Source organism: Psychrobacter sp. D2, from assembly GCF_013608135.1.
Lineage (GTDB): Bacteria > Pseudomonadota > Gammaproteobacteria > Pseudomonadales > Moraxellaceae > Psychrobacter > Psychrobacter cryohalolentis.
The window spans coordinates 157,558-171,675 of sequence record NZ_JACDXZ010000006.1; the positions used below are offsets into that span (position 1 = coordinate 157,558).

Sequence of the window (14,118 nt, forward strand, 5' to 3'; positions counted from 1 at the left end):
ATGTCCATGCAAAATAAATTACTGAGCCTAGTGGCAAAAAAAGCCACCAAAAGTAAAAATCAATTATTTGGCGCGGTTCAACCAGCACGTTATTTAAAAGGTTTAAATAAACAGCAGATTGGTCGTGGCAAAACGGTTTTAATCACGGGTGCCAGCTCAGGGTTGGGCGAGGGCATGGCGAGATTGTTTGCTAAGCTTGGATACAACCTTGCTATTTGTGCGCGTCGTACGGATCGTTTAGAGAGTCTACAAATAGAGCTGATGGCACAATATCCTGATATTCGTATCGAGTATCGAGTGCTAGACGTTAGTGATTATGATGCGATTTTTGAAGTGTTTGATGCCTTCACGGCTGACTTTGGTCATATTGATCGTGTTGTGGTCAATGCAGGCATTGGCGAGAGCCGCCGTATTGGTAAAGGACGCTTTGATACCAACCGCCGTACGGTTGAAGTTAACTTTATCTCAGCGCTCGCGCAGTGTGAAGCAGCGATGAGTATCTTTCGCGCACAAAATAGCGGCCATTTGGTCGTGATATCTAGTATGTCAGCGATGCGTGGATTACCTAAGCACTTGACTGCCTATGGTGCGAGTAAAGCAGGTTTGGCACATTTGGCAGAGGGCATCCGTGCTGATATGCTATTGACCAAACTGCCGATCAAAGTCTCTACTATTTATCCAGGCTATATCCGTACTGAAATCAATGAAAATGCCAAGCCATTACCGTTTGAAGTAGATGCAGATACGGGCACCAAATCCATCGTTGCAGCGATTGAAGCTGAGGTTGATGAAGCTTGTGTACCCAGTCTACCATGGTCTATCGTCGGTCAAGCAATGAAGCACTTGCCATTGCAGGTGGTCAATAAAGTCAGTTAGTACAAGCGACATTAATAATATCAAGACCAATAAAAGAATCCCTCTATATGCTGATATAGAGGGATTCTTTTATTGGTCTTAATGTGTACAGATTTTAGAAGTTATAACATTTGAGGGTTATCTGCCATGTGTTTTTCACGCAGTTTTTGACGCAATATTTTACCCACATTACTCTTTGGCAACTCACTCACAAATTCAATATGACGCGGGCATTTGTAGCCAGTCAAATTGTCCAAGGCAAATTCTTTAATATCACTCTTGGTAACATTGTTATCAGCAGGAACGATATAAATTTTGACCGCTTCGCCTTGATGCTCATCAGAAATGCCAATCACTGCGCAATCAATAATACCTTTGCAATCTAGCATAACTGACTCAATCTCATTCGGAAAGACGTTAAATCCTGATACCAAAATCATGTCTTTTTTGCGATCAAGTAAAGTGATATAGCCTTTTTCGTCCATACTAATGATATCACCAGTACGGAAGTAACCCTCTTTAGTAAAGTCGTTGGTGTTGTCTTTATTAAAATAGCCTGAGGTGATATTTGGTCCCTTAATGCACATTTCACCAGACTGATTAAAACCTACGGTCTCGCCATTATCATCGACCACAATTACATCGACACTAGGTACAGGAATGCCAATAGTGCCATTGAACTTGCGATCAGTAATGACGTTAGCAGTACCTGCTGCAACCCCTTCAGTCATACCCCAACCCTCAACCATCGGGCAACCAGTGACTTCTAACCAGCGCGCTGCCGTCTGCTCAGTCGCTGCCATACCGCCTGCTTGTGAGATACGTAATGCGCTAAAATCTAAGTTTTTAAAGGTTGGTTGATCAAGTAGCCCTTTAAACAAGGTATTGACGGCAGGAAAAATATGGAAGGGCTGTTTTGATAAGGTTTTGACAAATCCAGGCATGTCTCGTGGATTAGGTATTAATATAAAAGTATAACCCGAACGCATACCTAGCAAGCTCAGCATAAAGGCAAATATATGATATAGCGGCAATGCCATCACCATATTAATGTACACCTCATTAATTTCAGAGGTAACAGGGCGATACCATGCTTCTGATTGCATGGCAGCAGCGACAACGTTACGCTGGGTTAAAATAGCGCCTTTAGATAGGCCTGTTGTACCGCCGGTATATTGTAAAATAGCTTTTTGTTGCAGTGAGGTTTTTGGTGTTTGAAAAGGCAGGTTTTTGCCTTTTTTAAGCACATCAGGGAATTTGGTAACATTATACTTAGGGTCATTCAGGTTGTACTTAGGCACTAAGCGTTTGACCTGACGAATAACGGTGTTGACCAAAATACCCTTTAGTCCCATCATGTCGCCCATTTTCGATAGGACAATACGTTTGATGTTCGTCTCTTCAATGACTTGCTCAAGTGCTTGAGCAAAGTTATCGACGACAAAAATAACCTGAGCGCCTGAATCATTGAGTTGATGACGTAGCTCACGACCAGTGTATAGTGGGTTGATAGGAGTGCAAACATAGCCGGCGCGTAATATACCGATCATCGTCGGTAAGTATTGCGGTACATTTGGCATCATGACTGCCACTACGCTACCTTTGGGGATATCTTGTGCTTGCAACCAAGCAGCGACAGCAAGAGACGCTTTGTCCACGTCTCCATAAGTATGAGAAACGCCCATACAGATGGTCATAGGATGCATACGGAAGCGGTCAAAACACTCTTCATACAACTCGATGAGACTTTCATACTGATCAGGATTAATAGTCTTGGGTACGTTTGCTGGATATTGAGCAAGCCAAGGTTTATCTGTTGTCATACTAAGCGTCCTTAAATTTGCGATCAGTTAAGGCTCTATACAAAAGTAGTCACATCCATGTCAACAATACGAGTCATCACCAGTTAGGCGGTGGATTGTCGAGTGCTATCCCATTTATTCACAAACTGCTAAAATACGGCGGCCTTTATACAAGGTGATTGAACTAAAAATTCATTTAACCACACAGAAAACTCATCTGAATGGATTAAATGGCTGGTTTGTAATTATTTTTGAAAAATGTACTGCTGTTTAAGGTCAATTAATTGACCTCAGTTAAATATATTACTGACTCAATGTTATAAACAATAGCGTAACATATTTTGGCAATACATTAACATAAGTGTAATTGAGTAAGTTATTGCTATAAAAGAACTTGAGAGTTTGTCGTTATACTTGATATATTGAAAAATATATGTTGCAACTAAGAATAGTGAAGCGATTGCAGAGATAAGATAGCATATTAAAAATGCTAATAAAGTTTAAAATTGATCGATGGTATGGTTAATAAAAAAGCGCCTTGCATCTAATGCAAGGCGCTCTTGACAATTAAAAGACCGCTTTAATTATAGTTGAGGATTGTCTATCATATGCTTCTCGCGAAGTTTTTGACGTAATACTTTACCGACGTTACTTTTTGGTAGCTCAGTAACAAACTCGATATGACGTGGGCATTTATAACCAGTCATATTGTCTAAAGCAAACTCTTTAATAGAGTTTTTGGTGACATTGTTATCAGCAGGGACAACATAGATTTTGACCGCTTCACCTTGATTCTCATCAGGGATACCGATGACAGCACAATCGATAATGCCGTCACAATCAAGCATGACCGACTCGATCTCATTTGGAAATACATTAAATCCTGACACCAAAATCATGTCTTTTTTACGGTCTAATAGTCTAAAGTAGCCTTTCTCGTCCATGCTGACGATATCGCCAGTGCGAAAGTAGCCATCTTTGGTAAAGTCATCACTACTGTCTCTATTTAGATAACCTGAGGTGACGTTAGGTCCTTTGACACACATCTCGCCTGCTTGATTGGCACCGACAGGGTTGCCCTCGTCATCGATAATAATGACATCAACACTAGGGACAGGGACGCCAATCGTACCATTAAACTTGCGATCAGTGATGACGTTGGCAGTACCAACAGCAACCCCTTCCGTCATTCCCCAACCTTCAATCATAGCGCAGCCTGTCGTCTCAAGCCAGCGTCTTGCTGTTTGCTCAGTCGCTGCCATGCCGCCTGCTTGTGAGATGCGTAATGAGCTAAAATCTAGATTTTTAAAGTTCGGATTGTCGAGTAAGCCTTTAAATAAGGTATTGACCGCAGGGAAAATATGGAAGGGCTGTTTTGATAACGTCTTAACAAAGCCTGGTATATCACGCGGGTTAGGAACCAATATAAAGGTGTAACCTGCACGCATACCCAGTGAGCTCAGCATAAAGGCAAAAATATGATACAGCGGCAGTGCCATCACCATATTGATATATACCTCATTAATCTCTGAGGTAATAGGGCGAGTCCAAGCTTCTGACTGCATCGCGCCTGCGACAATATTACGCTGAGATAAAATAGCGCCTTTAGACAGCCCTGTTGTACCACCTGTATATTGCAAAAAGGCAGTTTGACTCAAAGAAAGTTTTGGCTTTTGGAAAGGCAGGTTTTTGCCTTTCTTGAGCACATCAGGGAACTTAGTGACGTCGTATTTTGGGTCATTCAGATTATACTTGGGTACCAAGCGTTTGACCTGACGGATAATAGTGTTGACCAATATACCTTTTAGACCCATCATATCGCCCATTTTTGACAGGACAATGTGTTTGATATGGGTTTCTTCAATGACCTGCTCAAGTGCTTGAGCAAAGTTATCGACGACAAAAATAACCTGAGCGCCAGAGTCATTCAATTGATGGCGTAGCTCGCGACCAGTATACAGAGGATTTACGGGTGTACAGATATAACCGGCGCGCAAAATACCAATCATCGTTGGCAAGTATTGCGGCACGTTTGGCATCATAAGCGCGACTACGCTACCTTGAGGCAGACCTTTTGCCTGTAACCATGCAGCAACCGCCATAGAGGCTTTATCGACATCGTCGTAGGTATGAGTAACGCCCATACAGATGGTCATAGGATGCATGCGAAAGCGATCGAAGCACTCTTCATATAGCTCCATGATACTGCTATATTTGTCTGGATCAATCGTCTTTGGCACACCAATAGGGTAATTTGCAAGCCAAGGTTTATTTGGCGTCATAGTCAGCGTCCTTGAAATATGAGAGAGGTTAAATGTTGCTAGCTAAGCAGTCAGATCCTTGTCAATAAAAAAACAGCGCTGACATAAAAGCGATCGCTGAATTTAATAATATCCTTATCCATTGACAGACTGCTGGTGTTATTGGGTTATTTGGCATCAGTAAATGGTAAAAAATAAGTGTTTAATTAAGAAGCTATCTGAGTAATCTTAAAAAACTAGCTGAATTAATTTTTTCTACCAACCATCTACCACAAAAAAATAATATATCAAATATATAATGATACATTTAAGCAATACGTTAGCATGAATCTAGGCTAAGGCACTATGATGATAAGAGTACTGCTCAGTACAGGAAATATCCTTATAAATGAATATATAGCAAGGTCTATAGCCAGCTCAATGTAAAAATGATACAGCGAGGCTGGAATAAATGTTTTGCAGTCCTTGTAGGCATAGCATGCTTCACAGGGGCTACGAAAAGTCTATAGCAGTAGAGCTGTATCGGTTTTAAATCAAATCGATTCTATATATCATACGAAAAGAGAAGATGACTAATTACTGTCGTAGGAAAAACAGATTTTTCTAAAGATATTTAAGAAATCAATTATTATAGAAGCTACTTATTGTATTCTGAAATTGCTTGCTCAATAGCAACACGCAATTTTTTTGGCACACGAATAGGGCGCATTGGCGCGGTATTTGAGATGGTTTTATTTGACGCATCATTCTCTATAGCATCCGGTGTGATTTGATTTTGTACACAGGCAACAACGATTTTAGTGCTGCTTAGCAAAACCGCTTTTACATTGTCAGCAGTGTTCTCTTGAGAGGGCTGACGATAAATGCTTTGATAAAATACAATGCTGGCAGGTTTTATCTCAACGTTATCAATGCGTACATTAATGACCTCATCTAATAAAATTGCGCGCTTATATTGCAAGTCCGCTTGAGTGACGACGAAATGCTGAATCTGACCGTCATTGGTCTCTAAAAAATAACCATTTAAGCCCAATTGAGTAAACCAATCGCGGCGGCAGTTTTCAAAGAACACTAAGTGATTGGCATGATAGACTATACCGCCAGCATCAGTATGATTGATGTAGACATTATAGTTGGTCGCAAATAACGGCGTAATTATGTGAGGTTTTGATACGGCAGTTGGGTTCTTATCAGTTGTTTTTGTCATAATAATGCTCAATAGATTTTTAATAATAGGGTGTTATAAGTTGTTTAAATGCCGCTGCTTGATAAGCATGATTTAATAAAAAGTAGGATAGTCAATAAGAATGGCTTGATAGCATGTTTTGATAAAATGACACGGCAAACAGCCAAGTAATTAGACCAAACAAACACTCTAACTCAAGATATAAAAGGGTGCAACAGCTAGCGCTGTCTATGTCTGTTATCATAACCGTATTTGTTTTATTTTAGATTTATTTATAAGTGCATTTTAAAACTGCATTTACTTATCAAAGCAGTTATTTATATAGGATAGGATAATTTATGACCCGTTTTGTTTGTTTTAATATCAATGGTATCCGAGCTCGTCAACATCAGCTGGAGGCGGTGCGAGATATTATTGATCCTGATGTCATGGGTCTGCAAGAAACCAAGGTGCATGATGAGCAGTTTCCCCTTGAAAATGTAGAAGGCTTGGGCTATCACGTCGAGTATTTTGGACAAAAAGCGCATTACGGTGTGGCATTATTATCGAAAGTTGCGCCTATTTTTGTGCAAAAAGGTTTCCCTGACGAAGATGAAGAGGCGCAAAAACGTTTTATTCATGCGCGTTATGAGTTTGATGGGCGTGAGATTGATGTGCTCAATGGCTATTTCCCACAGGGTGAGAGTCAAGATCATCCGACCAAATTTCCGATGAAACGCGCTTATTATGCTGATTTAATGGCCTATATTGATACGCTAAAAGCAGAAGGGCGCTCGCTAGTGATTATGGGGGATATGAATATTGCCCCAGAAGACATCGATATTGGAATCGGTGAAGTAAATGCTAAGCGTTGGTTGAAAAATAGAAAAACATCCTTCCTACCTGAGGAGCGTGAGTGGTATAGCAATCTTATGTCACGTGAGTTGACTGATACCTACCGTTTGCATTATCCAGAAAGCACTGAATTATACAGCTGGTTTGATTATCGCAGTCGCGGTTTTGATGATGATCCTAAGCGTGGATTGCGTATTGATCATATTTTATGTACGCCTGATCTTGTTGAATGTTGTGTTGATGCGGGTATCAGCTATGAGCTGCGCGCTATGGAAAAACCCTCTGACCATGCGCCTATTTGGACAGCATTTGATTTAAACAAAGTATGATGTTTTTACCATTACGATTAAAGCTTTACAATCAATAAAAATATACCAATATCAATAATTAAGGAGTGAATGATGGCAGTTGGCAATGTTGCAGTACCTGAGACGATTTATCCTATTGAAGGCATTAAATTAAGCGCTACCGCAGCAGGCGTACGTTATAAAAATCGTGATGATTTGGTAATTATTGAGATCGCAGCTGATGCGGCCACTGCAGTGGTAACGACCAAAAACGCATTTTGTGCAGCGCCTGTGCGCGTATTACGTGAACACTTTGCTGCAGCTTCTCCGCGCTATTTGGTGACCAATACTGGTAATGCTAATGCTGGAACCGGTGCTGATGGCAAACGCCGCGCCACAGATATCTGTGCGGCATTGGCTGCTAAAGCTGGCGTGGCTAGTGATGCAGTACTGCCATTTTCGACGGGTGTTATTGGTGAGCCATTAAATAGTGAAGCGATTATCGCTGGACTAGACAACGCATTAGCCAATCTAGCGCCTGATAATTGGCTTGCTGCTGCAAATGGTATCCGTACAACGGATACGATTCCAAAGCTCGCGAGTAAAAAAATCGATGTTGATGGTAGTAGTTATCATATTACGGGGATGTCAAAAGGCTCAGGCATGATACGTCCCAATATGGCAACCATGCTTGGCTATGTTGCAACCGATGCCAATATTGCTGCTGACTTATTACAAGAGATGTTAAATGCTATCAATGAGCAGTCTTTTAACCGTATTACGGTTGATGGTGATACCTCGACTAATGATTGTTGTGTATTGATAGCGACAGGTGCTGCGAGCTCAGATATCATTGATAGCCCTGAGCACCCACATTATCAGGCAGTGTTTGAGGCGTTAGCTGAAGTCTTTATACGTTTGGCACAACTGATCGTACGTGATGGTGAAGGCGCTACTAAATTTATGACAGTTAAAGTTACAGGTGGCAAAACCACGCAAGAATGCTGCGATGTGGCATATGCGGTTGCGCATTCACCCTTGGTCAAAACGGCATTTTTTGCCAGTGATGCCAACTGGGGTCGTATATTAGCAGCCGTCGGTTATGCTGGGATTGAAGACCTTGATACCGAACAAGTCGATGTCTACTTAGACGAAGTTATGATTTGTCAAAATGGTGGTGTCGCGCCAAACTATACGGAAGAGGCGGGCAATACGGTCATGAGTCGCCCTGAGATTACCATTCATATCGATCTTGTACGCGGTGATGCCCATGATACCGTTTACACCTGCGATTTATCTTACGACTATGTCAAAATAAATGCGGACTATCGTAGCTAAACAATCTTAATACTTACTTACAAAAAACGCTCAGAATCATCATGATTCTGAGCGTTTTTTATTTAGTGTTTTAAACTGATATCACTGAAAGTAGGATGTATTTATCGGTAATATCAAAAATATTTATTTACTGTTGATTAACAGTCGTTGCAAAAGCTGACGTTAAGTTACAAAGCAGTTATAGAGGCGCAGTTACTTTGCGCCCTATACTGGTCGAGTTAATAATAAGTGATTAAGTGATATTGAAAAACCGGTTATTCTAAAATGAATAAATCGAGTCTAAACAAATAAAACTATGAATATATTGAGGATTTTATAATGAAAAAGTTAGCATTAGCAGCAGTGATGGCAACGTTTGTTTTATCAGGTTGTTCAACCATGGCAACTGACGATACGCGTACCATGGTCGTTGAAGGTGAACCAGCAGTGGTTAAAGTCATTAACATTCCAAGTTTTAAAATAGAGATAGCTCCGCTGAAAGCAGTTTGTGAGCTACAAGCTTCTAATGGTGCCATGATTGAGTCAGAGTGCTTGCAGTATCGCCAAACGTATCAGAAAAACTACACCCCTTTAAATGGTAATATTCAAGGCTTTACGTATGAGCCAAATTATCGTTATGTTTTGGACGTTCGTCAAGAAGCGATGATGGATGAAGTAACGAATGCGGTTAAGCCAGTTTGGATACTTAACCAAGTAGTGTCAAAAAAAGCGGAATAATTGCTCATTAAGTAGCTTTTGGAATAAATAGCACTACCGTTAGTTCAATAGCAGTTAGCTCAAAAAAAGACCTCTAATCATTAGAGGTCTTTTTTATAATAGGGTTTATATGTTCTATTGATTTATAAGCTGCCCAATTATTAGCATTGGCTGTATTTCACGCTGACGCCATGAGTGGCAGTCGGTATACGGTTGTCAGCATATACTGCCAATCCACCGCGAGAAGTTTCTTTGTATTTATCTAACATGTCAGCGCCAGTAACTTTCATAGTTTCAATGACTTTGTCTAAAGAGACAAAATGTTGACCATTACCACGACAGGCAAGTCGTGCTGCATTGACGGCTTTGACTGCGCCCATCGCATTGCGCTCGATGCAAGGTACTTGGACTAAGCCACCAACAGGATCACAGGTCAGACCCAAGTTATGCTCGATACCAATCTCAGCAGCATTAAGACATTTAGCAGGGTCGCCACCTAAGATTTCTGCCAATGCAGACGCCGCCATTGCACAAGCTGAACCGACTTCGCCTTGGCAGCCCACTTCAGCACCCGATATTGAAGCATTTTGTTTGATTAAGCTACCGATCGCCGTGGCATTTAACAAAAATTTGCGCGCGCCATCAAGGCTATAGTTTGATAAAAAGTCACGATAATAGTGCATCACTGCAGGAATGATACCTGCCGCGCCGTTGGTAGGAGCAGTGACCACATTGCCGCCATTGGCGTTTTCTTCATTGACTGCTAAAGCATATAAATCAATCCAATCCATCGCAACCAGTTTGTCATTTTGCGCAATCGGCTGGTCTTTTTCAGCACATAGTTGCACATATAGTGCTTGAGCGCGGCGTCTTACATCTAATCCACCCGGTAAAATACCGCTGTTTTGGCAGCCACGAGTCACACAATCTTGCATCGACTCCCAAATAGAATCTAAATACGCAAATACTTCTGCCTGCTCACGGTAATGGCATTCGTTTGCTAATACCAGCTCGCTCACGCTCAAGTGATGTTTACGGCATTGTTCTAATAGTTCTGCGGCGCTATTAAAAGGATAAGGAATCACATCGATAGTCGGCGTTGCATTATCTTCATCAGGATTGGTTGCATCTTCTTCATTGATAACAAACCCACCTCCTACGGAATAATAAGTCTGCTGATAATGGCTGCCATTCGCCAAAGACACACGAATAGTCATAGCATTCGGATGATAAGGTAGAACCGTCTCATCATACCAGTGAATATCACGCTCTGTATCAAAAGCAATAACGTGCTCGCCTGCGATATTGAGTTGATTGTCTGAAAAGATCGGTGCCAGATATTCACTGGTCAAACGCGTATCGATGGTGCTAGGTGCATGACCAAGTAAGCCCAGTAATATGGCAGTATCTGTAGCATGTCCTTTACCAGTTGCCGCAAGCGAGCCATATAACTCAATCTCTAAAGACTGGATGTCGCTCAGATTGGTTTGCTTTAGGAGTGACTGTACAAACAAGTTAGCCGCTATCATAGGACCAACCGTATGAGAGCTTGATGGGCCAACGCCGATTTTGAATAAATCAAAGACACTAATCATAATAAGTTACCAAAAAATAAAAGGGAGTCAGAAAAACCGCATAGCAAAGACTACTGCGCCCATATAATATTATAATGGGCAACAATAGATAATAAGTATCGATCATCGATAAATTTAGTGCATTGTCTATGAAAATGTTTAAACGTGTTCGTTCGAGTGACGGGTGAATAATAGCTGTTGTTTATTATTAAATTCCGTTATGATGCTCGGCATCAACGCTTATGTAACATCCTGTAAGTTAGCTGTCGCTATAGAATACACGGTATGAGCAGCCAAAGCGTTGAATTTAGTAAAGCATATCTTAGTCAATACAGCTAGCAAAATGTGGTAATACTCTAAAATAATACCTATTATTATGATATTTCCAAACAGCTGATTGGAGATAGAAAAATAGTGTAGAAAAACATAGAAATAAAAAGTATGTTCTTGCGAGATATTAAGATTAAGCGAGAGAGACAGCGTGTTAAAAATATCAAAAATAGCTCTGTATTCATACAAGAATCCGTAGTTAGTAAGAGCTATATTTCATTATTTTTCCATTAACTTTTTATTGTATAGATAGCTATCTCATATAATAGCCACTATTTATAACAGCACTTATAGTAAATACCGTTACTTGTTATCTCTTCATTTATTCGAGCTATTATTAGCCTGTATCGTTAGTGAGTTATTACCAGTCTGTTATTATTAGCTTAAGCCTATAGGACAATCACGCATGATAACCCCTCCAGAAAACTCGTCTCAATCAACGCCGCATAGTCAGAAAGAACCATCAACGCCAAATGCACTAGAAGCAGCAGGTATTGATGTTGCAACTGGCTCGGCGACAATGAACTTACCACACAATCCAGACTTTGATAATGGTCGCTGGTTTCCAACATGGCGTCCATATGGCGGTGATTTGGATCGTGATCCGGTTGGCATTAATGAGTATTTACCGCCCTCAAAAAGCATGCTACTGGGTATACAACATACCTTTGCGATGTTTGGGGCGACAGTGCTTGCGCCATTATTAATGGGCTTTGATCCAAACTTAGCGATTTTGATGTCTGGTATTTGTACGGTAATGTTTTTTGTGATTACCGGTGGACGTATGCCAAGTTATTTGGGATCGAGTTTTGCTTTTATTGGTCCCGTGATTGCCGTGACCGCATATGCTGGCGTAGGGTTTAATGCTAATCTGAATGTTGCATTGGGCGGCATTATGGCCTGCGGTATTATTTATGCATTGATAGGTCTGCTGGTCATGAAGACGGGTACAGGCTGGATTGAGCGCTTAATGCCACCGATTGTTACCGGTGCGATTGTAATGATTATTGGTCTTAATTTAGCGCCCGTAACCATTCAAGGGGTGTCTGCCAACCAATTTGATGCATGGATGGCCACGTTAACGGTATTGCTTATCAGTGGGGTAGCGGTATTTACCCGCGGCATGCTACGTCGTTTGCTGTTATTAGTTGGCTTAATATTGTCTTATATTGCTTATTTTGTGATGACCAATGTATTGGGCTATGGCGTGCCGATTGATTTTAGTAGTGTGTCGACGGCTTCATGGTTTGGGCTGCCAAGTATTCATGCGCCGCGTTTTGAGATGAGCGCTATTATATTAATTGCCCCTGTCGCCTTTATTTTAGTTGCTGAAAATTTGGGACATTTTAAAGCGGTAGAAGGCATGACTAAAGCGCGAGTAACGCCTTATATGGGTCGCGCGTTTTTTGCTGATGGTTTAGCAACGACTTTCTCAGCAGGATTTGGCGGTACAGGTGTCACGACTTATGCTGAAAATATCGGCGTGATGGCGGTCACCAAAGTATATAGTACGACTATTTTTGTCGTAGCAGGTTTGGTTGCTATCATGCTGGGCTTGTCACCGAAATTTGGTGCGATTATTCAAACCATTCCGCCAGCATTATTGGGCGGTGCTTCTATCGTAGTTTTTGGTTTGATTGCTATCGCTGGTGCGAAAATTTGGATAGACAACCATATCGACTTTAGTAAAAACAGCAATCTTATTATCGCAGCAGTCACTGTGATCATGGGAACCGGTAACTTTAGCTTGCATCTAGGCGGCTTTGATTTGGGTGGCATCGGTACGGCTACCTTAACAGCAATTGTGCTTAACGCTCTATTTAATCGCCAAAAAGACTAACTTTTTTACTATCTTAAGCTTCAAATAATTCACTATATTGATAAGCAAAAGCCACAATAATCATTGTGGCTTTTATCTATTATGGCGCTTGTTTATAATTGTTCTGATAGCCAAGTTTTATTTATAATCACGCTTATAAAACCGTGCAAAAAACCGATAACGGCGTAGGGCGCGTGGTTTAGGCTTTAGCGAACCCAAATAAATGGCAAACATCGTGAGTAACGCACCGCTCCATTGTAGGGTATTGATGGGCTTATCAAGCCAAGTATAATCAATTACCAATGCCGCAACCGGCTCGGTCAATAATAGCAATCCAGTTAATGCTAAAGACAGCTTGGGAATAGAGTAGGCGATAAGCCCCCATGCTAGGCACTGCATGACCGTGCCATAAATCAATATCCAGCCAATATCAGACCAGCTATTAGGCAGTATATTACCCATATCAAAGACAAACATTGGCACAATCATTGCCAGTCCGCCCCCAATACTAATCAGCTGCATAAGCATGAATATCGGCGTCGGCTCAGTATCATGGGTCTTACGTATAAAGGTCATTGATGCTGCAAGCATAGCCCCTGACACGATACCAGTAATAAATCCCCAAGTAGCAGCCTTATTCTGGGCAAATTCTGGGCTACCGATCATTGCCACACCCAACATTGCCAAGACCAAGCTGACAAGCTGTAATATAGATTGGCGCTCGTTAAAGTATAGAAAGCCAATGGCTGCCAAAAAGAAAATCTGTAAGCTGTTTAGTAAGGTTGAAATGCCGGGACCCACCGCATAGATACTCTCGTGCCACAGTGCCAAATCCAAACCTAAAAATGCACCCGATAATAAGCCATAAAAAACAGCACGTTTTGAGCGCGGTAGCCGTTGCCCTGTCATTTTTGCTAATACCGCAAACACCACGCCTGAAATAGCCAAGCGCCAAAAAGCCATTGCCCAGCCACCGATGTCAACATGAGCGACGATTAAACTGCCCAAACCAAAGATCACACAGCCAATGAGCAAGCCAGTAGCAGCGGAGCGTGAAGAGGCAATAGCCATATATTATCCTTATATCATGACAACTTTTATTTCAATTATTGCGTACTAAAGACATCATCTTTACC

At 41.3% G+C, this 14,118-nt stretch carries 10 protein-coding genes; 5 read left to right on the forward strand and 5 right to left on the reverse strand.

Annotated features, from left to right (window positions below; translation table 11 throughout):
* The first annotated feature begins 6 nt into the window (after positions 1-6).
* Positions 7-876, forward strand: coding sequence for an SDR family oxidoreductase (locus H0262_RS09360; RefSeq protein ID WP_020443390.1), 870 nt, complete (start codon positions 7-9; stop codon positions 874-876).
* Positions 877-977: 101 nt separating this feature from the next.
* On the opposite strand, the gene H0262_RS09365 is transcribed toward H0262_RS09360, so the two are convergent.
* The 3 genes from H0262_RS09365 to H0262_RS09375 all read right to left on the reverse strand — a co-directional run bounded on the left by H0262_RS09365 (position 978) and on the right by H0262_RS09375 (position 6,125).
* Positions 978-2,678 (reverse strand): long-chain-fatty-acid--CoA ligase, encoded by a 1,701-nt coding sequence (locus H0262_RS09365; RefSeq protein ID WP_020443391.1) that lies wholly within the window; start codon positions 2,676-2,678, stop codon positions 978-980.
* Positions 2,679-3,241: 563 nt separating this feature from the next.
* Positions 3,242-4,939: an AMP-binding protein gene (locus tag H0262_RS09370; protein ID WP_181210576.1), complete on the reverse strand. Its 1,698-nt coding sequence runs from the start codon at positions 4,937-4,939 to the stop codon at positions 3,242-3,244.
* Between the two features lie 616 nt (positions 4,940-5,555).
* The gene (locus H0262_RS09375; protein ID WP_020443393.1) at positions 5,556-6,125 is read right to left on the reverse strand and encodes a thioesterase family protein; all 570 of its coding nucleotides are present in this window, start codon (positions 6,123-6,125) and stop codon (positions 5,556-5,558) included.
* A gap of 317 nt (positions 6,126-6,442) precedes the next feature.
* On the opposite strand from H0262_RS09375, the gene xthA reads away from it, so the two are divergent.
* From xthA to H0262_RS09390, 3 genes are all read left to right on the forward strand, one after another.
* Positions 6,443-7,267: an exodeoxyribonuclease III gene (gene xthA, locus H0262_RS09380; protein WP_133104253.1), complete on the forward strand. Its 825-nt coding sequence runs from the start codon at positions 6,443-6,445 to the stop codon at positions 7,265-7,267.
* Positions 7,268-7,339: 72 nt separating this feature from the next.
* Entirely contained in the window at positions 7,340-8,563 is a 1,224-nt protein-coding gene (gene argJ / locus H0262_RS09385; protein ID WP_181210577.1) for a bifunctional glutamate N-acetyltransferase/amino-acid acetyltransferase ArgJ, read from the forward strand.
* A gap of 318 nt (positions 8,564-8,881) precedes the next feature.
* Positions 8,882-9,280: a DUF4377 domain-containing protein gene (locus tag H0262_RS09390; RefSeq protein WP_020443396.1), complete on the forward strand. Its 399-nt coding sequence runs from the start codon at positions 8,882-8,884 to the stop codon at positions 9,278-9,280.
* A gap of 140 nt (positions 9,281-9,420) precedes the next feature.
* Here H0262_RS09390 and H0262_RS09395 read toward each other — a convergent pair whose 3' ends face one another.
* A complete protein-coding gene (locus H0262_RS09395; RefSeq protein WP_011513529.1) occupies positions 9,421-10,854 on the reverse strand; it encodes an L-serine ammonia-lyase in 1,434 nt (477 codons plus the stop codon).
* 715 nt (positions 10,855-11,569) lie between these two features.
* Between H0262_RS09395 and H0262_RS09400 the strand changes: the two genes are divergently transcribed.
* Positions 11,570-13,003 (forward strand): solute carrier family 23 protein, encoded by a 1,434-nt coding sequence (locus H0262_RS09400; protein ID WP_133104256.1) that lies wholly within the window; start codon positions 11,570-11,572, stop codon positions 13,001-13,003.
* Between the two features lie 117 nt (positions 13,004-13,120).
* On the opposite strand, the gene H0262_RS09405 is transcribed toward H0262_RS09400, so the two are convergent.
* Positions 13,121-14,053, reverse strand: coding sequence for a DMT family transporter (locus H0262_RS09405; RefSeq protein ID WP_011513531.1), 933 nt, complete (start codon positions 14,051-14,053; stop codon positions 13,121-13,123).
* Between the last annotated feature and the right edge of the window lie 65 nt (positions 14,054-14,118).